Annotated in this window: 16 protein-coding genes; 12 read left to right on the forward strand and 4 right to left on the reverse strand. The window is 36.8% G+C overall.

Features of this window, described 5'->3' with window-relative positions:
- The first annotated feature begins 110 nt into the window (after positions 1-110).
- Positions 111-1,232: a PQQ-dependent sugar dehydrogenase gene (locus BW936_RS11700; RefSeq protein WP_076548583.1), complete on the forward strand. Its 1,122-nt coding sequence runs from the start codon at positions 111-113 to the stop codon at positions 1,230-1,232.
- Between the two features lie 90 nt (positions 1,233-1,322).
- Here the strand turns inward: BW936_RS11700 and murQ are convergent, their stop codons facing one another.
- Positions 1,323-2,135 carry an N-acetylmuramic acid 6-phosphate etherase gene (gene murQ, locus BW936_RS11705; protein ID WP_076548584.1) on the reverse strand — a complete coding sequence of 271 codons (813 nt, stop codon included), beginning with the start codon at positions 2,133-2,135 and terminating at the stop codon, positions 1,323-1,325.
- A gap of 4 nt (positions 2,136-2,139) precedes the next feature.
- Positions 2,140-2,889: a DeoR/GlpR family DNA-binding transcription regulator gene (locus BW936_RS11710; protein ID WP_076548585.1), complete on the reverse strand. Its 750-nt coding sequence runs from the start codon at positions 2,887-2,889 to the stop codon at positions 2,140-2,142.
- Positions 2,890-3,094: 205 nt separating this feature from the next.
- Here BW936_RS11710 and nagB point away from each other — a divergent pair, with 205 nt between their 5' ends.
- The 8 genes from nagB (at position 3,095) to acs (ending at position 14,624) form a co-directional block, all read left to right on the forward strand.
- On the forward strand, positions 3,095-5,023 hold the full coding sequence (nagB, locus tag BW936_RS11715) for a glucosamine-6-phosphate deaminase (protein ID WP_076548680.1): 1,929 nt from the start codon (positions 3,095-3,097) through the stop codon (positions 5,021-5,023).
- A gap of 57 nt (positions 5,024-5,080) precedes the next feature.
- Positions 5,081-6,598, forward strand: coding sequence for a glycoside hydrolase family 10-like protein (locus BW936_RS11720; RefSeq protein ID WP_076548681.1), 1,518 nt, complete (start codon positions 5,081-5,083; stop codon positions 6,596-6,598).
- Position 6,599: 1 nt separating this feature from the next.
- The gene (locus tag BW936_RS11725; protein ID WP_143744135.1) at positions 6,600-7,874 is read left to right on the forward strand and encodes an AmpG family muropeptide MFS transporter; all 1,275 of its coding nucleotides are present in this window, start codon (positions 6,600-6,602) and stop codon (positions 7,872-7,874) included.
- Positions 7,867-9,423 (forward strand): glycoside hydrolase family 3 protein, encoded by a 1,557-nt coding sequence (locus BW936_RS11730; RefSeq protein ID WP_076548587.1) that lies wholly within the window; start codon positions 7,867-7,869, stop codon positions 9,421-9,423. The genes BW936_RS11725 and BW936_RS11730 overlap by 8 nt, the downstream gene beginning before the upstream one ends.
- A 25-nt stretch (positions 9,424-9,448) precedes the next feature.
- The gene (locus tag BW936_RS11735) at positions 9,449-10,525 is read left to right on the forward strand and encodes an anhydro-N-acetylmuramic acid kinase (RefSeq protein WP_076548588.1); all 1,077 of its coding nucleotides are present in this window, start codon (positions 9,449-9,451) and stop codon (positions 10,523-10,525) included.
- Positions 10,526-10,657: 132 nt separating this feature from the next.
- Positions 10,658-10,918 (forward strand): DUF4212 domain-containing protein, encoded by a 261-nt coding sequence (locus tag BW936_RS11740; protein WP_076548589.1) that lies wholly within the window; start codon positions 10,658-10,660, stop codon positions 10,916-10,918.
- A 33-nt stretch (positions 10,919-10,951) separates the two neighbouring features.
- Positions 10,952-12,646 carry a sodium:solute symporter family protein gene (locus tag BW936_RS11745; RefSeq protein ID WP_076548590.1) on the forward strand — a complete coding sequence of 565 codons (1,695 nt, stop codon included), beginning with the start codon at positions 10,952-10,954 and terminating at the stop codon, positions 12,644-12,646.
- Between the two features lie 70 nt (positions 12,647-12,716).
- On the forward strand, positions 12,717-14,624 hold the full coding sequence (gene acs / locus BW936_RS11750) for an acetate--CoA ligase (RefSeq protein ID WP_076548591.1): 1,908 nt from the start codon (positions 12,717-12,719) through the stop codon (positions 14,622-14,624).
- 60 nt (positions 14,625-14,684) lie between these two features.
- On the opposite strand, the gene BW936_RS11755 is transcribed toward acs, so the two are convergent.
- Together BW936_RS11755 and BW936_RS11760 are read right to left on the reverse strand one after the other, a co-directional pair.
- The gene (locus BW936_RS11755) at positions 14,685-16,403 is read right to left on the reverse strand and encodes a tetratricopeptide repeat protein (RefSeq protein ID WP_076548592.1); all 1,719 of its coding nucleotides are present in this window, start codon (positions 16,401-16,403) and stop codon (positions 14,685-14,687) included.
- A 149-nt stretch (positions 16,404-16,552) separates the two neighbouring features.
- Entirely contained in the window at positions 16,553-17,776 is a 1,224-nt protein-coding gene (locus tag BW936_RS11760; protein WP_076548593.1) for a multidrug effflux MFS transporter, read from the reverse strand.
- 107 nt (positions 17,777-17,883) lie between these two features.
- Between BW936_RS11760 and udk the strand changes: the two genes are divergently transcribed.
- The 3 genes from udk to BW936_RS11775 all read left to right on the forward strand — a co-directional run bounded on the left by udk (position 17,884) and on the right by BW936_RS11775 (position 19,794).
- A complete protein-coding gene (gene udk / locus BW936_RS11765; protein WP_076548594.1) occupies positions 17,884-18,498 on the forward strand; it encodes a uridine kinase in 615 nt (204 codons plus the stop codon).
- Positions 18,498-18,830 (forward strand): FtsB family cell division protein, encoded by a 333-nt coding sequence (locus tag BW936_RS11770; protein ID WP_076548595.1) that lies wholly within the window; start codon positions 18,498-18,500, stop codon positions 18,828-18,830. The genes udk and BW936_RS11770 overlap by 1 nt, the downstream gene beginning before the upstream one ends.
- Before the next feature lie 190 nt (positions 18,831-19,020).
- Entirely contained in the window at positions 19,021-19,794 is a 774-nt protein-coding gene (locus BW936_RS11775; protein ID WP_076548596.1) for a ParA family protein, read from the forward strand.
- Positions 19,795-19,796: the final 2 nt, after the last annotated feature.

The raw sequence follows: 19,796 nt of genomic DNA on the forward strand, positions 1-19,796 counted from the left end.
TTAAGAACAATTTCGATTTGGGATCTTTATCGTTCTTAGGTGTAATTTTTTACTTATATTTTATCTTTTAAATAATCATGTGTTCTTTAATACATTTCTAACGCCCTAATATGAAAAATAGTATCATCTTCACGCTTTTATTCGTTGTAATGCTAAATTTTTCTTGCGCACAAAACCCTGAAAACAAAACCATTACCCCAAAAGAAGCAGTTTTTACAACTAAGCTGTTCGTCGATCAGCTACAGTCTCCATGGGGCTTTACCTTTCTTCCGGATAAAAGTATTTTAATCACCGAAAAAGAAGGAGAATTAATACATTTTAGTAATGGAAAAAGATCGATTATCGGTAACATCCCCGAAGTTTATAATAGAGGCCAAGGAGGTTTGCTCGATATAGCACTCCACCCCAACTATACCGAAAACGAATGGATTTACCTCACTTATGCATCAACGGACGGCCATGAGAAAGGCGGTCATACCGCAATTATGAGAGCAAAATTGAAGAACAATTCATTGACAGAAACCCAAGTACTTTACAAGGCTACCCCCAACACTACAAAGGGACAACATTTTGGATCCAGAATTGCATTTGATACTAATGGATATCTGTTTTTCTCTATTGGTGAACGTGGAGATAGAGACATAAACCCACAAAATATTAAAAGAGATGGCGGTAAAATTTACCGGTTACATGATGATGGGCAAATTCCTAAAGATAATCCGTTTATAAATGAAAAAGGCGCCAAGACTGCAATTTATAGTTATGGGCATAGAAACCCGCAAGGTTTGATAAAACATCCTCTTACCGGAGAAATTTGGGACAATGAACACGGACCAAGAGGGGGAGATGAAATTAATATTATAAAGAAAGGTGCTAACTACGGATGGCCTTTAGTTACCTATGGTATCAATTATGGCGGCACTCCAATTACAGATAAAACCAAAATGCAGGGTATGGAGCAACCTATTCATTATTGGGTTCCATCTATTGCACCAAGTGGAATGGAGTTTGTAACTAGCGATAAGTATAAAAATTGGAAAGGCAGCTTATTAGTAGGGTCCTTGGCTTTTCAATATTTAGAACGATTAGTGATGGATGGAAATAAGGTAGTCACTCGTGAAAAATTAATGGATGGCATGGGTAGAGTACGCGGCGTAAAACAAGGACCTGACGGATACATTTATGTAGCCGTTGAAGGTAAAGGCATCTATAAATTGATACCGAAAAAATAAAACTAAGTCAATAGTAACAAAAAAAGGTCTTTAACCAAATTCTCTGGTTACAGACCTTTTCTCTTAGTGTCCTATGTTACAAATAGGTACTTATTCCCTACCGGCATCTATAGCCAACTTAACAGAACCATGTTCTTTCAATAACGTTTCAGCCGCTGCATAATCAATATTTAGCCCTTCCATAATATACCTAGTACCGCGATCAACCAACTTATCGTTGCTCAATTGCATGTTCACCATCTTATTACCTTTAACTCTACCTATTTTAATCATTAATGCAGTAGATATCATGTTCAAGACCAATTTTTGAGAAGTACCACTTTTCATTCTTGTACTACCGGTTAGAAACTCCGGTCCTACATTTATTTCAATAGGTATATCAGCTATTCTTGCAATGGGTGCACCAGGGTTATTGGTAATTGCTGCTGTTAAAATTCCGTTCTCCTTGGCATCTTCTAACCCACCAATGACATATGGAGTGCTGCCTGAGGCTGCAATACCCACTACTACATCAGTAGTATTAATATCATGTTTCTTTAAATCTAACCACGCCTGCTTGGTGGCATCTTCCGCATTTTCAACTGCTTTTCTAATGGCGGTATCTCCACCAGCAATTAAACCAACAACACGTTCATGTGGCATACCAAATGTTGGCGGAATTTCTGAAGCATCTAAAATTCCTAATCTACCGCTAGTTCCTGCACCAATGTAAAAAAGTCTTCCTCCTTTATTGAACCTTTCAGTTAAAGCATCTACAAGCTTCGTAACCTGCGGAATGGTCTTCTCTACCGCAGCGGCAACCTTTCTATCCTCTTCGTTTATTTTCTGGAGAATAGTTTGGGTATCCATCAACTCTAAATTATCATGATGGGACGGTGTCTCTGTAACTCTTTTGTAATCCATTTAATTATAAAATTTTTATATCGTGATTTCTAAAAGCTTTTAATAATAAGTTATCTGGGGTCAACTCGGTAATCATGGTATTTATCGAATTTATATCACAGGTTTTATACCTATGCTGAGAATTCAATTTTTCCGATATGGATAAAAGCACTGTTTTCTTCGATGCTTTTATAACTGCTTTCTTTATTTGAACAATATCCCAATCAAACTCTGTTAAACCAAAAGTAGCATCCACATAACCGGTACCAATAAAACTATAATCAAATCGTATCTCAGATATATGATGAATGGCATTTGCACCAATAGCAATCTGTGCTTCCTTAGATATTTGTCCTCCAATAGAAATTACATTGATGTTTGCTTTATGAGAAAGCTCCATGGCAACCGGTAAACTAATGGTAAAACAAGTAAGATTTAAATTTTCAGGAATAATTCTTGCCAATTCCATACAGGTTGTTCCTCCATCTAAAAAAATAACGGCACCATCACGTAACATACCTACCGCTTTTGTGGCAATGGCAGCTTTATCATCTAACTTATAAATATTTGTATTTCTGGCACTGTTGGTCATATACCCCATAGAGATCGCACCACCATGCACTTTACGCAGTTTATTTTCTGCATCTAATTCTTTTACATCTCTTCTAATAGTATCTATAGACACATCTAAAGCCTCAGCTATATCAGTTATAAGAATTCTATTATGCAGATCAACCTCACTTAATATGGTTTGTTGACGTTCTTCTTTTAGCATTTAGAAAGCACTTTTTTACTTGTGAATAGGACAAATATAGGGATTTTTAACGCATGCTGTTTTATGACGTTAATAGAATGTAAACAGAATTTAAAGATTAATTAACAGCAAAATACAGCATAATTTATTGCACAAAACTGCAAATAATCAAAATAACGCATATATTTGCATGATTAAAAAAAATAAAAAAATCTACCGTTACCACATGAAAAACACCGTAAAGGATTCCAAAATGGATATTACCCACAAACCAATTGGTCAGTTCGAAGAAACACGTTTCGAAAAAATACACAACGTAATTTTCGAAGATTCTAACGAAGCTTCTATTCAAGTTGCTCATGAAATTGCAGCTTTAATAAAAAAGAGACAAGGCCAGAAAAGAAATTGCGTCTTAGGTTTAGCCACTGGTTCTTCACCTATACGCGTTTATGAAGAATTGGTTCGTATGCATAAAGAAGAAGGGTTAAGCTTTAAAAATGTGATCACCTTCAACCTAGATGAATATTTGCCAATGGAACCAAATAACATACAGAGTTATTTCTATTTCATGCATGAGCATTTATTTAATCATGTAGATATTCCTGAAAAGAATATACATATACCTGATGGTACAGTAAGTAATGAGGAAACTACGGCGTATTGTCTAAGTTACGATCGTAAAATAAAAGAAAATGGCGGCTTAGATTTTCAACTTTTAGGAATAGGAAGAACAGGGCACATTGGATTCAATGAACCTGGCTCACATTTTAACTCTGGCACTAGAGTAATAACCTTGGACCATATTACTCGCGCAGATGCCGCACCTGCCTTTCTAGGAATAGCCAATGTACCCAGAAAAGCAATTACAATGGGTATTTCCACGGTAAGAAAAGCTAAAAGAATTGTTTTACTAGGTTGGGGTGAAAATAAGGCAGGAATTATAAAGAAGACTATTGAAGGAGATATTTCATCTCACGTGCCAGCAACCTACTTACAAGAACATGATAACTGTACTTTTGTTCTAGATACCGGTGCCGGTAGTGAATTAACAAAAAACAAAACACCATGGTTGGTTGATTCTTGTGAATGGACAGAAGAATTGAAGGCAAAGGCTATGGTTTGGCTTTGTGAAACTACAGGAAAAACCATATTAAGCTTAACCGATAAGGATTATAATGATAACGGTATGGCAGATCTTTTAGCTTTAGCTGACTCCTATGATCTGAATATTGAAATGTTCAATAAATTACAACATACCATTACCGGATGGCCAGGTGGTAAACCAGATGCTGACGATACCCACAGACCAGAGCGTGCTACACCTGCTAAAAAACGAGTGATCATTTTTAGTCCACACCCAGATGATGATGTAATTTCTATGGGCGGAACTTTTGATAGATTAGTAGAACAAGGTCATGAAGTTCACATTGTATACCAAACCTCTGGAAACATCGCAGTTTCAGATACCGATGCCCGTAAATATGCAGAAATCGCCATGCATATTAATCCATCTGAGGAAGCAGAAAACATCATAAAATCTATTTCTGAAAAGAATGAAACACGTATAGATTCACTTGACGTAAGAAATTTAAAAGGTAAAATAAGAAGAGGAGAGTCTTATGCAGCTACACGTTATATGGGACTGCAAGATGAAAACGTCCACTTTTTAGACTTGCCATTTTACGAAACGGGTAAGATTAAAAAGAAAAACCTATCTGATGAGGATATTGATATAGTAATAGACATTATCAAAGAAATTAAACCCCATCAAATATATGCCGCTGGTGATTTGGCTGATCCACATGGTACACATAAAGTATGCTTAGATGCCGTTTTTGCTGCATGTGAAAAACTGAAATCTGAAGACTTTATGGAAGATTGCTGGGTTTGGCTATATAGAGGTGCTTGGCACGAGTGGGATATTAACGAAATTGAAATGGCAGTACCTATGAGTCCGGGACAGGTATTGAAGAAACGTTTTGCAATTTTCTGCCACCAATCTCAAAAAGATGGCGTCATGTTCCAAGGCGATGACTCTAGGGAATTTTGGATGCGCGCAGAAGAAAGAAACCGAGATACCGCTAATAAATACAAAGCAATGGGCTTATCTTCATACGCAGCCATGGAAGCCTTTGTAAGACATAAATTCAACTAATACCTAAATTGAATTAAAAGGCCTATTTTTAGTTTTAAAATGGGCCTTTTTATTTTTATGAATAAACAACTAGCACTCCTCGTATTACTACTACTTCTTAATTCTTGCGGAATTTTCAAATCCTACGAAAAACATCCAAAGAGAGAATTTAGAGGAGTTTGGATTGCTACGGTAGTCAATATAGATTGGCCTAAAAATGGTAATGATACAGCAGAGAAACAAAAAGCCGACTACCTTAAAATTTTAGATTTTTACGAGAAAGAAAACTACAATGCCGTTATCGTTCAGGTTCGCGCAGCAGGCGATGCTTTTTATGAGTCTGACTATGCGCCTTATTCCAGGTTTCTAACAGGTGAAGAAGGTACAGCCCCAAAATGGAATACAAATGTTCTTGAGTGGATGATCAACGAAGCTCATATAAGAGGCATGGAATTTCATGCATGGTTAAATCCGTACAGAGCTACTTTTGATGAGAATTTTGAGGTTCTCGCTGAAACACATGATTACTGTACACATCCAGAATGGGTAGTACATTATGGCAAAAAGAACTACTACAACCCGGGATTACCAGAAGTTCGCAACCACTTTTCTAACATTATTGCAGAGCTGGTTTCTAACTATGATATAGATGCCATACATTTTGACGATTATTTTTATCCCTACAAAATTACCGGCGAAGTTTTTAATGATTCACTAGCATTTGAAACCTATGCTCAAAAAGACCAATCTATTGATGATTGGCGCCGTAGTAATATTGATTCGTTGGTAAAGCAATCTCACGAAACTATCAAATCAATTAAACCATGGGTACAGTTTGGTATTAGTCCGTTCGGAGTTTGGAAAAATAATAGTACCGACCCTAAAGGTTCAGATACCAAAGCAGGACAAACCACTTATGAAGATCTATATGCAGACCCATTGCTTTGGATGAAAAAAGGTTGGATTGATTATTTAGCCCCACAAGTTTATTGGAGCATGGAACTACCGGTAGCATCACACAGAAAAATTGTAGATTGGTGGTCAAAGAACAATTATAATACCAACCTTTATGTAGGTAACGGACCATATAAGATCAGAAACAACAGCGATAAAGCATGGGATGATATTAAAGAAATACCCAAACAGTTAAAACTAGCCCGTAAAACCTCTCAAATACAGGGAAACATTATGTTCAGCGCCAAGTCTCTAATGAATAATAATGATGATGTTGTTGATTATATTCACAAGAAATATTACCAGAAACCAGCATTGAGTCCTGTTTCTTGGCTATCAAATAATCATACTTCAAGAACCCCTAAATTACTATCAACCTACAAAACAGAATCAGAGCTTGTTCTTAAATTCAACGATTTAAAAGAGCTAAGGTTTGCCCTATTCTATGCTTCCGGTATACGCGTAAAAAAATCTTATGATATTAGGAAATTACAAGCCAAAACTTATGTAGACCATACCACTAAAACGGTACGTATTCCTCTAAACCAATTGAGAAAAAAATATAATGCCATTAGTTTTATAGACGTCTACGGTAAAGAAACTACGCCAATAATTTTTAATCTAAAACAAGTGAATAAATAATATGGTACAAAAAGACAAAGGAGCTTGGGCATGGGTACCCGTGTTGTATTTCACACAAGGTTTACCCTACGTATTGGTAGTTACGGTTTCTGTAATCATGTACAAGCAATTAGGGGTCAGCAATGAAGATATTGGTCTATACACTAGTCTCTTATATCTGCCCTGGGTTTTAAAACCATTATGGAGTCCCTTCGTAGATTTAAAAAGTACCAAACGTAACTGGTTTTTAAGCATGCAGCTTTTAATTGCCGTTGCCTTATTAGGCGTTGGACTTACCCTACCAACCAACATGTTCTTCATTTCCTCCTTAGCCTGTTTTTGGATGGCAGCTTTTGCCTCGGCCACTAACGATATAGCTTCAGATGGGTATTATATGTTAGGGTTGACAGAAAAAAAACAATCCTTTTTCGTAGGAATGCGAAGTACCTTTTACCGACTTGCAATGGTAACAGGTGAAGGATTAATAGTTGTTCTAGCAGGGTTCTTAGAAAACAAATATGGCGACAATACCAAAGCATGGAGCGTTACCATGTCTGCAGCCGCTTTTTTAATGCTGATTATGACCGTTACCAACTTTTTCGTAACTCCAAAATATGAAGCCGAAAACACAGAAGACAAAGAAAAACCTGCGGGATTCTTAGAAGTGTTTTCTTCATTCTTTAAAAAACCGGGTATTGGCATTGCCCTAGCATTTATACTCACCTACCGCTTAGGGGAATCTCAATTGGTAAAAATGGCTTCTCCGTTTTTATTGGACACTCCTGATAAGGGCGGATTAGGCTACTCCACAGAACAACTAGGAACCATTTTCGGCACTGTAGGAGTTATTTTTCTTTCTGTAGGCGGAATATTGGGAGGAATTTTAATTTCTAGGGATGGATTAAAAAAATGGATGCTGCCAATGGTGCTCTCCCTAAACCTACCCAACATTTTATATGCTGTATTGGCAATAACGAACACCACGAACATATATGCAGTTACCGCCACCGTAATCTTTGAAAAATTTGGATACGGATTCGGTTTTGCAGCCTTTTTAATGTACCTCATATACATTGCCGACGGAAAATCTAAAACATCACATTACGCAATTGCCACAGGATTTATGGCATTAGGAATGATGCTACCAGGTATGGTAAGTGGCTATATGCAACAATGGCTAGGCTATGATGGCTTTTTTGTTTGGGTAGTAATCGCTGCCCTGCCAGCACTATTATTATTAAAATTCATTTCTTACCCCGTAGATTTCGGTAAAAAAACAACAGCTCCCAATGAATAAAATAATACCTACAAAAGAAGCATTAGAAAAGCTTTCCTTAACCGAGAAAGTTGGACAATTATTTATGCCCGCAGCGTTTATAAATGATACCGAAGAAGAAATTCAGCAATTAGAAAAACTGATTTCCGAACACCACGTAGGCGGACTCTGCTTTTTTCATTCCAGAGCAAGTGCTGCTACCAATTTTGAAGGCAAAAAGAAAATAGTTGTTAATGAGAGTAGTTTTGGCACTTTAAAAAATCTCATCAGCAGATATCAAAAAGCAGCAACCTATCCCCTAATAATTTCTATTGATGCAGAATGGGGATTAGCTATGCGGATTGAAAACACACCACAATACCCCTATGCAATTACCTTAGGCGCAAATACAGAAAATAAAGATTTAACATTTGAAGTTGGCAAACAGATTGCAAAAGATTGTAAAGCAGCCGGTGTACATTGGAATCTTTCTCCTGTAGTAGATGTAAACGTTAATCCTAACAACCCGGTGATAGGCTATCGTTCTTTTGGTGATGACAAGCATAATGTAGTTGCCATGGCAACTGCTTTTGTAAAAGGTACACAAAGTGAAAATGTACTAACGAGCCTAAAACATTTTCCGGGTCACGGAGATACGGCAACAGATTCGCACTTAGGTTTGCCGGTCATTGATAAATCTAAAAAAGAGCTTCTCGAAAATGAATTATTCCCTTTTCAAAAATTAATTGACCAAGGTGTAGATTCTGTAATGGTGGGGCATTTATCCGTACCATCATTAACCACAGACCCAAACCTGCCATCAAGCATAAACAAAGATATAATTACCGGAGTGTTACGAAATGAAATGGGCTTTGATGGCGTTGTAATTTCAGATGCTTTAAATATGCACGCCGTATCTAAAAACTACCCTATTAAAGGAGAGCTTGAATGGCTTGCATTTAATGCTGGTAATGATGTATTATGTTTTGCTGAACATATTGAAGAAGGTATTCAATTTATTTTAAAAAATGCATCAGAAGCACAAATTGAAAAAAGCATTGAACGTATCTGGAAGTTAAAGGAAAAGGCAATTATTGATAAAGTTTCACTAACAGAATTAACCGATCCAAGTCCTTTAAACAGAAAAATAGCCGAACAATCACTCACCTTATACCATGGTTCAGATGCTGAAATTGTAAAATTTAAAGAAACAGATTTCTGCACATTGACTATCAAAAGATTTGGAACAGACCAAACGGAAAAAGATATTTTAGATAACATCGTAGAGATGGAAAAAGAAGTTAAAAACGAAACTGAGATTCTTTTGCTTTTAACGCCACCACAAATAAAACCAACAAATAAATTTGGATTCTATGATGAGGAAATTAAATTCATAAATGAGCTGATTGCAACTAAAAATGTGGTGCTATATCACTTTGGAAACCCGTATGCATTGAAGTTTTTCAGTACTGAAAACACAACCGCAACGGTAATTGCCTATCAGGATTTTAAAGCGTTTCAAGATGTGGCAACAGAACATTATTTAGGCAACCTAGAAGCAAAAGGAAAATTGCCGGTATCACTGAACTAATTCACTGTATTCAAAAAACACTCAAATGAAAATATATAAAATTATCGGTCTTATGTCGGGCACATCATTAGATGGCCTTGATTTAGCTTATTGCCACATTTGGGAGAAAAATGGGGGGTGGCTGTTTGACATTAAAGAAACTAAAAGTGTTAAGTATGCATCTGAAATGCTGAATACTCTAAAAAATACTATCAGTTTATCCCCAGAAAAACTTATTGAGTTACATAATACTTATGGTACGTGGCTTGGTGAACAAACTGCTGTATTTATTAACGAACATACATTAGAAGTAGATTATATAGCCAGTCACGGGCACACCACACATCACCGCCCAGAAATGGGACTTACTTTTCAAGTGGGGTCTGGGCAACATATAGCAAATGCAACCGGTATTAAAGTCATTGCAGACTTTAGAACAAATGACTTGGCACTTGGCGGACAAGGCGCCCCACTAGTACCTATAGGTGACAGATTGTTTTTTAGTGAATATGACTTTTGCTTGAATTTAGGCGGCATCAGCAATATCTCCTTTGAGGTTAAGAACAAACGGATAGCCTATGACATTGGTTTAGCAAATATGATTTTAAACTATATCACCAGAAAGGTAGATTTAGAATATGATGAAGATGGCAAATTTGCACGTGCCGGGAGTATTAACACAGCAATGTTTAACCAATTAAACAATCTTGAATATTATACATTACCACATCCAAAATCCGTTGGTTATGAGTGGTTTTTGGCAAAAGTAGTCCCTATTATTGAAGATACAGATGATAGCATTGAAAATCTATTGCATACCAGTGTTCATCATATTTGTGAAAAAATTACTCAGCAGATTCAGTTGAATTTCATAAATAAAAATCAGCAATTATTAATTACGGGTGGTGGTGCATTAAACTCTTTCTTAATAGAAACTTTAGAACAAAAACTGGGTTCTACAACCAAAGTTGTTGTACCCGCAAAAATAATTATCGAATTTAAAGAAGCTTTAATATTTGCATTAATGGGCGTACTAAGAGTTAAACAATTAACAAATGTACTTTCATCTGTTACCGGTGCAAAAAAAGACTCCACTAGCGGAGTATTGTTCATACCCAATTAAACTTTTTTACCTAATTTACTCGATAATCGAGATTTAAGAAGCGGAGATAAATCTCTGCAGCACACTAATTTTTATTTGTAGTTTCCTTAAACCAACTTTTAGGAGATAGACTAAGATAAAACCGAAATAGACATGTCAAAAAAACAAAAAAAAGCATCGGCTTACTGGAAAGAGAATGTACGGTATTTATTCATTCTATTATTGATATGGTTTGCGGTTTCATTTGGTGCGGGTGTTTTGTTCAAAGAATCATTAGATGCTATTAAAATCGGTGGTTTCAAGCTAGGTTTTTGGTTTGCCCAACAAGGATCTATATATGTATTCGTTATTTTAATTTTTGTGTACGTAAGACTTATGAACAAGTTGGATAAAAAATACGGATACGACGAATAACACCACAACCATCAACCACCAAAAAACCACAATATGAGTGTTCAAACCTGGACGTATATTTTAGTAGGGCTCACCTTTGCTCTATATATCGGAATTGCCATCTGGTCTAGAGCCGGATCCACAAAAGACTTTTATGTTGCCGGTGGCGGAGTTTCTCCACTTGCCAACGGAATGGCAACCGCAGCAGATTGGATGTCTGCCGCATCATTCATATCTATGGCAGGGATAATTTCCTTTGCCGGTTATGACGGCTCCGTTTATTTAATGGGATGGACAGGCGGTTATGTTTTACTGGCATTACTATTAGCTCCGTACCTAAGAAAATTCGGGAAATTTACCGTACCCGATTTTATAGGTGATAGATATTATTCTAAAACAGCACGTATTGTTGCGGTAATTTGTGCTTTGATCGTTTCATTTACCTATGTTGCTGGACAAATGCGAGGGGTTGGCGTGGTATTCTCAAGATTCCTTCAAGTAGATATTAATACCGGTGTTATCATTGGAATGATCATCGTGCTTTTCTATGCTGTTCTAGGCGGAATGAAAGGCATTACCTATACGCAAGTAGCGCAGTATTGTGTGCTCATTTTTGCGTTTATGGTTCCTGCAATTTTCATATCGATACAAATGACCGGAAACCCAATTCCACAATTAGGAATGGGATCCACTTTAAACGATGGTTCTGGCACTTATCTGTTAGATAAACTAGACGGACTATCAACAGAACTAGGCTTCAATGAATATACTGACGGTTCTAAATCCGTGACCGATATTTTTGCCATCACCTTGGCTTTAATGGTGGGTACTGCAGGGTTACCTCATGTAATCGTTCGGTTTTTTACCGTTAAAAAAGTAAAGGACGCTCGTAAATCTGCCGGATTGGCATTGTTGCTCATCGCTATTCTGTACACTACGGCACCAGCTGTTTCTGTATTCGCAAAAACCAATCTTATCCATACAGTTAGTAACGAAGAATATTCAAGTATGCCCGTTTGGTTTAAAAACTGGGAAGAAACCGGATTACTTTTGTTCGATGATAAAAATAATGACGGAAAAATACAATACGTAGCAGATACATCAAAAAATGAATTGACCATAGATAACGATATCATGGTACTGGCGAATCCTGAAATTGCCAATTTACCTGCTTGGGTAATTGCATTGGTTGCAGCTGGCGGATTAGCCGCAGCATTATCTACTGCTGCTGGTTTGCTATTGGTAATTTCCGCATCGGTTTCGCATGATTTGGTGAAGAAGGTTTTTAAACCCAATATTTCTGACAAAGCAGAGTTATGGGTAGCAAGAGGTGCTGCAACCGTAGCTGTAATTATTGCAGGTTATTTTGGCATCAATCCGCCCGGCTTCGTAGCCGCTGTAGTAGCGCTGGCATTTGGCTTGGCCGCGGCCTCTTTCTTCCCTGCAATTGTGCTGGGCATATTTTACAAGAAAATGAATAAAGAAGGAGCCATTAGCGGAATGGTAGTCGGTATCGTTCTTATGCTATTCTATATGACTAAATTTAAATTTGGCTGGTTTGGTGGTGGAACTCCTGCAGATTGGTGGTTTGGCATTTCGCCGGAAGGCTTTGGTAGTATCGCTATGATTGCTAACTTTATTGTTGCAATTGGTGTACTTCAATTCACCTCTGCACCACCTAAGGATGTTCAAGAAATTGTAGAAAATATTAGAATACCTAGCAGCGCAGGCGAAGCCACGGGACACTAACTGAAAAAAATCAACATTAAACAACAACCAAAGGGGCTCAACACCCTTTGCATATTAAATTAACGCATACATGAGTAATTACCACATTAAACATCTTGAGGAATATTATCAAGTTTACCGAAAATCGGTACGTAATCCAGAAGCGTTCTGGGAAGAAATTGCCGAAGAACATTTTGTTTGGCGTAAGCGCTGGGACAATGTATTAAGTTGGGATTTTAAAAAGCCCGAGATAAAATGGTTCGAGGGTGCTAAACTCAACATTACAGAAAACTGTTTAGATCGTCATTTACCTACTAGGGGCGATAAAACTGCGATTATTTTTGAGCCGAACAACCCAGATGAAGAAGCGCAACATATCACCTACAGACAACTACATGAACGAGTTTGTCGCATGGCAAATGTATTATTAGATCATGGTGTAAAAAAAGGTGATCGTGTTTGTATTTATTTACCGATGATTCCTGAATTGTCAGTAGCTCTTTTAGCGTGTGCTCGTATTGGCGCTATACATTCAGTAGTATTTGCGGGATTTTCGTCTCATGCACTAGGCACACGGATCAATGATTCTGACTGTAAAGTGGTGTTAACATCAGATGGTTCTTTTCGAGGTAATAAATCTATAGACTTAAAAGGCATTGTAGACAAGGCTTTGGAAGGATGCCCCGGAGTAGCAAATGTTTTGGTTGTAAAACGTACCGGATCAGATATTCATATGGAGCCAGTTAGAGATAAATGGCTACAACCCTTACTAGACGAGGCATATGCTGATTGCGTTGCCGAGGTTATGGATGCTGAAGACCCCTTGTTCATCCTGTACACCTCTGGATCAACAGGCACACCAAAAGGAATGGTACATACTACCGCAGGGTATATGGTATATACCGCATATACTTTTAAAAATGTTTTTCAATATAAAGAAAATGACGTGTATTGGTGTACAGCAGATATAGGCTGGATTACAGGGCACTCATATATTGTTTACGGACCGCTAGCAAATGGGGCTACTACTTTAATGTTTGAAGGTGTACCCTCATATCCAGATTTTGGTCGTTTTTGGGAGGTAGTACAAAAGCACAAAGTCAATCAGTTCTATACGGCACCTACTGCCATTAGAGCATTGGCTAAAGAAAATTTAGAATACGTTGAAAAATACGATTTATCTAGTCTTAGGGTTTTAGGCTCTGTGGGCGAACCTATAAATGAAGAAGCATGGCACTGGTATAATAACAACGTAGGCAAAAAGAACAGTCCATTAGTGGACACTTGGTGGCAAACCGAAACAGGTGGTATTATGATTGCTCCTATACCGTATGTTACACCTACAACACCAACTTATGCTACCCTACCGTTTATTGGTATTCAACCAGCCTTAATGGACGAGAATGCTAAAGAAATAAAAGGTAACCAGGTAGAAGGTAGATTATGTATCAAATTTCCATGGCCATCAATTGCACGAACTATTTGGGGAAACCATGATCGTTATAGGGATACCTATTTTTCAGCATATGAAGATATGTACTTTACAGGTGATGGCGCATTGAGAGATGCTGTTGGGTATTACAGAATTACAGGTCGTGTAGATGATGTCATCATTGTATCTGGTCATAATTTAGGTACAGCCCCCATTGAAGATGCTATTAACGAACACCCTGCAGTTGCAGAATCTGCTATTGTAGGTTTCCCTCATGATGTCAAAGGAAATGCGCTGTACGGATATGTTATTCTAAAAGAAACAGGAGAAAGCAGAGATCGCGATAACCTAAGAAAGGAAATTAACCAACAGATTACCGAACATGTTGGCCCGATCGCAAAACTAGAAAAAATACAGTTTGTATCTGGACTACCCAAAACACGTAGCGGTAAAATTATGCGTAGAATTTTACGTAAAATTGCTAGCAATGATACCAGTAATTTAGGAGATACAAGTACCTTACTGAATCCTGAAATTGTTCAAGAAATCATGGATAATTCATTGTAAAAGAGAATTTAGTACGTCAAAAATCCATCAGGCTCATGTTATTGTGGGTTTGATGGATTTTTATTTTATACGTGAGGTAGTCAATTTTATATCTGCAGTTGCCCAACTTTTTTTTCTTAGCATTTCAACTTCACGCACCTTATTTTGGTCATTGAGCTTCTCATACGCGAGTTTTAAACCATGTAATGCCCATCCATTTTTGGGTAATTTCACCAAATCTTTTTCATAAGTTTTTATAGCATCATAATAAAGTGCTGCCTCAATTTGTATTGCCCCCAGATGATGCCTTACCGAGAAAAACCAATCTGGCGGTTCATTATAATTTAAACTGTCTTCTATTTCAACCGCTTCTTGCAATAATACTATACTTTCCAAATACTTAGATTCTTTAGCCAAAATTTCGGCTTTTAAAACATTTCTAGCTATCTGAACCAGTACATTGACAGAATTAATTTCCCAAATAGATATTTCTTTCAAGCTTTCTTCATTTACAAAACCTTCTAACACGTACAATTCTCTTTTTGCATTATCCAACTCATCCAATCCTAAAAATGCCATACCACGGGCATAGCTTAGAATTGCCGAAGGATATTTTAAAGAAGGAACTTTATTTTCTACCTTCAGTATTTCATCCCATTTTCCAAATTTTACCCTCGTATAAAACGGTATGGTATAATAGTGTTGAAGTGTTCCCCAACCGGGTTCTTTCATTAAAATGGTACTTGAATGTTTTGCTACATTATCAGAAGCCTGTAATGCCAGCTCGCTATTACCTTCCAATGCTGCCGTAGCAGCCATAAAGTGATAATTATGTGGAAAATAAGCAATGGGATAAGCGCCTTGTGCATTACATGCAGCCACGTAACTACTGTCAACAGTTACTGCGCGTATATTTGCCAAGGTACCTTTGTGATAATCTCCTGTTCTAATATAAACATGGGAAGACATATGAATAAGATGCCCCGCACCAGGCACTAAGCCCTCATCAAAAATTATGGCACTTTCAAGAGCATCTTCTGGGTGTAAAGACGCTTCAAGCATATGAATTTTAAAATGATGCGCCCCAGGATGTCGTGGGTCAATTTCCAAAGCGCTATTAATTACTTGGATAATCTCAGTTGTCCTTTCTTTAGGGTTTCCGTTTTCATCCCACAAATCAAAAGGAAACATATCCATTATAGACTCTGCATACATGACCGCTATATTAACGTCATCAGGATACTTCCTATACACCTCACCTAAAGCATTTGAATATGCTAAATCTAGACTACCTCTATTCTGTATAGGGAATTGAACATACCTTTCCGATAAGGCATTAATTAAATCTTTTTCTTTTTGCGAAGCGTGATTTTTAGCTATTATTTTTGCTTTTTGAATAGCATCATACGCCCTTTGATAATTGTTGGGCTCCATGCCCGCATTATAATTTGGACCTAAAACATAAGCAAAACCCCAATATGCCATTGCACAATCTGGATCTAATTTGGTGGCATAATAAAAAGATCTTGCTGCCTCTGCGTGGTTAAAACCATACGCCAATACCATTCCTTGATTTACATATTTTTGCGCCAACCTATTAGAAGTCGTTACAGGAAACTCCAATACCTCTAATCCATTGATAAGAGGAGCTACATTATCTGTGGTATACCAAGCTAAATCTGTTGTGATAGGAGCACAAGTTATAAACGGTTTTTTTGAAATATCCTGAACCTTATTTTTGTTCTTACACGCTAATGAAAAAAAAAGTAAAACAAGTGGTAATACGTAGCGTGTTTCCATAATTGCAAATTAAAATATGACACCAACAATATAAAGTCATTACACTAACAACCAAAAAGTTAACGTATAACCCGCACCAAAACACGTATATATAGCACAAACCTTAAAAACTAATCAGCAACCAAAATTAAACGTTGCAAGTTATGGCGTCACTTAGAAAAAGCATGATTATTGGCAAACAACGGTCGTGTTTTAAAAGTCATAAATAATAAAACAGAAATAAGTCCGCACACTCCCAAACCAGCAAAAAGTGCCCAAACCGAATCTTGGATAAAGCTACCCACGAAAATAGAAATTGGAATAGAAAGAATGGTAGAAATGAATCCGGTAATCGCAGCACCAATTCCTGCTATATGCCCAATAGGCTCCATTGCAATAGACCGCATGTTTCCCCAAATAAAGCCTAAACACAAGAATTGCAGCGAAAGAAATATCAACAAGATGGTAATGCTTGGATCTTTAGATCCTAAAAAGAGCAAACTATAAAGCAATGCAATAAAAGTGAATGTCACTAAGGCTGCAAAAGACAAGTTCCGCATTCCGAAACGCAAGACCAAAGTACCATTCATTAAAGTTGAAAAACCAACAGAAAGTGCCAACCCAGCGAACACATATGGGAAAGTTTCACGTAACCCGTACAACTCTTCAAATACATGTTGGGCAGAACTTAAATACACCAAAAAAGAACCCGTTATCAATCCTGATATCATGGTGCACGAAACCGTTTCCTTATATTTAAAAATCTCCTTGGTGCCCCTAATAAAAACATTAAAAGAAAAAGGAACTTTGTATTCAGGTTTTAATGTTTCTTCTTGTCTTTTATAAAACCAAATTCCTACTAATAAAGCAAAAAACAGTTGCATATAAAATATACCTTGCCAACCTGTAACACCCATAACCGCCTTACCTATAGCTGGTGCAACCACTGGTACCAAAATAAAAAACGCTGTTACAAACGACATAATTTTAGCCATATAATCTCCACGATACGTATCTCTAATAATAGAAATACTGATGGTTCTAGGTGCAGACAAACCAACTCCCTGAAGTACACGCCCAATAAGCATAACCTCAAGATTTGGTGCAAATAGACAAATAATACTCGCAACTAAAAAAACAGCAAACCCAAAGTATACAATTGGTTTTCTACCAAGGCTATCTGACAGCGGACCAAAAAATAACTGCCCTACCCCCAGACCTAAAAAGATCATAGTTACCAACAACTGATTTTTGGTAGGATCCAAGCTATTTATAGACACTCCAATATCCACCATTGCCGGTAAAATTGCATCAATAGTTAACGCAACAATTGACATTAAAGAAGCCATTAGGGCAACAAACTCAAAATTCGGTTTTACCTGTTCATTCTGCATTCTGCAAAAATACGGCTTAACATTTCAAGCTATGTTATTAAAAGTTGAATTTTGAGTTTATGCATTTTTGAAATTCAAATATGTACTTTTGCACTAAATTATAATGTATGCTAATTTTAGGTATTGCCGGTGGAACAGGTTGTGGAAAAACCACAGTAGTTAATCAAATTATTAACGAGTTACCAAATGAAGAAGTTGGGGTAATTTCCCAAGATTCCTATTATAACGACCTATCACATTTACCATTAGAAGAAAGACGCAAAACCAATTTTGATCATCCTAGCTCAATAGATTTTGCGTTATTGGAGCAACATTTAGTGGCACTGAAAAATGGGGAATCGATTGAACAGCCTGTGTATTCATTTTTAGAATGCAACAGAACAGCAAAAACGATACTTACACACCCTACCAAAGTTATTATTGTAGAAGGTATTTTAATAATGACCAATGCTGCAATTCGTAAAATGTTCGATATAAAAATTTTCGTACATGCAGATACGGACGAAAGACTGATCAGAAGATTAAAGAGAGATGTTAACGAAAGAGGTTGGGATTTGGATGAAACTATAGAAAAATACCAAGCCGTAATTAAACCCATGCACGAGCAGTTCATTGAACCTACAAAAGAGTATGCAGATATCATAATTCCGAATAATAAATACAATACGGTTGCCGTTGAAATAGTTAAGAGTATTATCAACGAAAAAATTATGCAAGAATAATGGCATTCAAAGATTTAAAACAAAGAAAATGGTTTAAGGTTATGACCAATATGTATGTATTGGTACTATCCGTTTTTGTTGTTTGGATGCTTTTTTTTGACACCAATTCCCTTTTAATTCATTTAGAATTAAGAAAGGAGATAAAAAAATTAGAAAAAACCCAAGATTTTTTAAGAAACGAAATAGCAAGGGATAAGAAAATTATTGAAAAGCTATCTGACGAAGACGAGCTTGAGCGCTTTGCCAGAGAAGAATACTATTTAAAGAAAAAGAACGAGGAAATCTATCTTATTGAATATGAGGACAGTTTAAAACTTAAGGATAAAAATTAGAGATTTGATATCATTTTAATAAGTTTTTAGCTTTCTATATACTAAACAACCAACAAAGCCTTAACCATTTCATAATTAAAAGTTTAACGCTTTATTAAAGAAAAGTAAGTGCTTATTCACCTAGTGTTAACAAAAAGCTTTCATTAGCCCCATAAATAATTGTATTTTTACCATCTAACTTACTTTGAACATGGGCAAGATTATTGCTATAGCCAATCAAAAAGGAGGTGTAGGTAAAACTACCACCACAGTCAACCTAGCCGCCTCGCTAGGTGTATTAGAAAAAAAGGTTTTATTGATAGACGCCGATCCCCAGGCGAATGCTACTTCTGGGTTAGGTATCAATGTCGATGAGGTTGAATTAGGTTCGTACCAACTTATGGAACATACCAAAACTGCCAAGGAAACTATAATCCATACCACATCACCTAACGTAGACCTTATTCCTGCACATATTGATCTTGTTGCCATAGAAATAGAATTGGTTGACAAGGACCAGCGTGAATATATGATGAAAAAGGCTATTAATGACCTTAAGAACGATTACGATTATATCCTAATAGATTGCGCCCCTTCATTAGGGCTATTGACACTGAACGCACTAACAGCCTCAGACTCTGTAATTATACCTATTCAATGTGAGTATTTTGCGTTGGAAGGTTTAGGTAAATTATTGAACACCATTAAGAGTGTTCAAAAATTACACAATGCAGAATTAGATATAGAAGGTATGTTGTTAACGATGTACGATTCTAGGTTGCGTTTATCCAATCAGGTAGTTGATGAAGTAAGAAAGCATTTTGGTGATATGGTTTTTGAAACTGTAATTCAACGCAATGTAAGATTAAGTGAAGCTCCTAGTTATGGAGAAAGTATAATTAAATATGATGCTGCCAGTAAAGGAGCAACAAACTATTTGAACATGGCTAACGAGATAGTCAAAAAAAATAAGCAGACGGTTTAAGT

The sequence above is a fragment of the Maribacter ulvicola genome, assembly GCF_900155985.1.
GTDB lineage: Bacteria > Bacteroidota > Bacteroidia > Flavobacteriales > Flavobacteriaceae > Maribacter > Maribacter ulvicola.

Coding starts and splice junctions, on each gene's coding strand:
- acs (WP_076548591.1), top strand. CDS start 12,717: ATGAGTAATTACCACATTAAACATCTTGAGGAATATTATCAAGTTTAC.
- BW936_RS11725 (WP_143744135.1), top strand. CDS start 6,600: ATGGTACAAAAAGACAAAGGAGCTTGGGCATGGGTACCCGTGTTGTAT.
- BW936_RS11775 (WP_076548596.1), top strand. CDS start 19,021: ATGGGCAAGATTATTGCTATAGCCAATCAAAAAGGAGGTGTAGGTAAA.
- udk (WP_076548594.1), top strand. CDS start 17,884: ATGCTAATTTTAGGTATTGCCGGTGGAACAGGTTGTGGAAAAACCACA.
- BW936_RS11730 (WP_076548587.1), top strand. CDS start 7,867: ATGAATAAAATAATACCTACAAAAGAAGCATTAGAAAAGCTTTCCTTA.
- nagB (WP_076548680.1), top strand. CDS start 3,095: ATGAAAAACACCGTAAAGGATTCCAAAATGGATATTACCCACAAACCA.
- BW936_RS11740 (WP_076548589.1), top strand. CDS start 10,658: ATGTCAAAAAAACAAAAAAAAGCATCGGCTTACTGGAAAGAGAATGTA.
- BW936_RS11735 (WP_076548588.1), top strand. CDS start 9,449: ATGAAAATATATAAAATTATCGGTCTTATGTCGGGCACATCATTAGAT.
- BW936_RS11770 (WP_076548595.1), top strand. CDS start 18,498: ATGGCATTCAAAGATTTAAAACAAAGAAAATGGTTTAAGGTTATGACC.
- BW936_RS11710 (WP_076548585.1), bottom strand. CDS start 2,889: ATGCTAAAAGAAGAACGTCAACAAACCATATTAAGTGAGGTTGATCTG.
- BW936_RS11755 (WP_076548592.1), bottom strand. CDS start 16,403: ATGGAAACACGCTACGTATTACCACTTGTTTTACTTTTTTTTTCATTA.
- murQ (WP_076548584.1), bottom strand. CDS start 2,135: ATGGATTACAAAAGAGTTACAGAGACACCGTCCCATCATGATAATTTA.
- BW936_RS11700 (WP_076548583.1), top strand. CDS start 111: ATGAAAAATAGTATCATCTTCACGCTTTTATTCGTTGTAATGCTAAAT.
- BW936_RS11760 (WP_076548593.1), bottom strand. CDS start 17,776: ATGCAGAATGAACAGGTAAAACCGAATTTTGAGTTTGTTGCCCTAATG.
- BW936_RS11720 (WP_076548681.1), top strand. CDS start 5,081: ATGAATAAACAACTAGCACTCCTCGTATTACTACTACTTCTTAATTCT.
- BW936_RS11745 (WP_076548590.1), top strand. CDS start 10,952: ATGAGTGTTCAAACCTGGACGTATATTTTAGTAGGGCTCACCTTTGCT.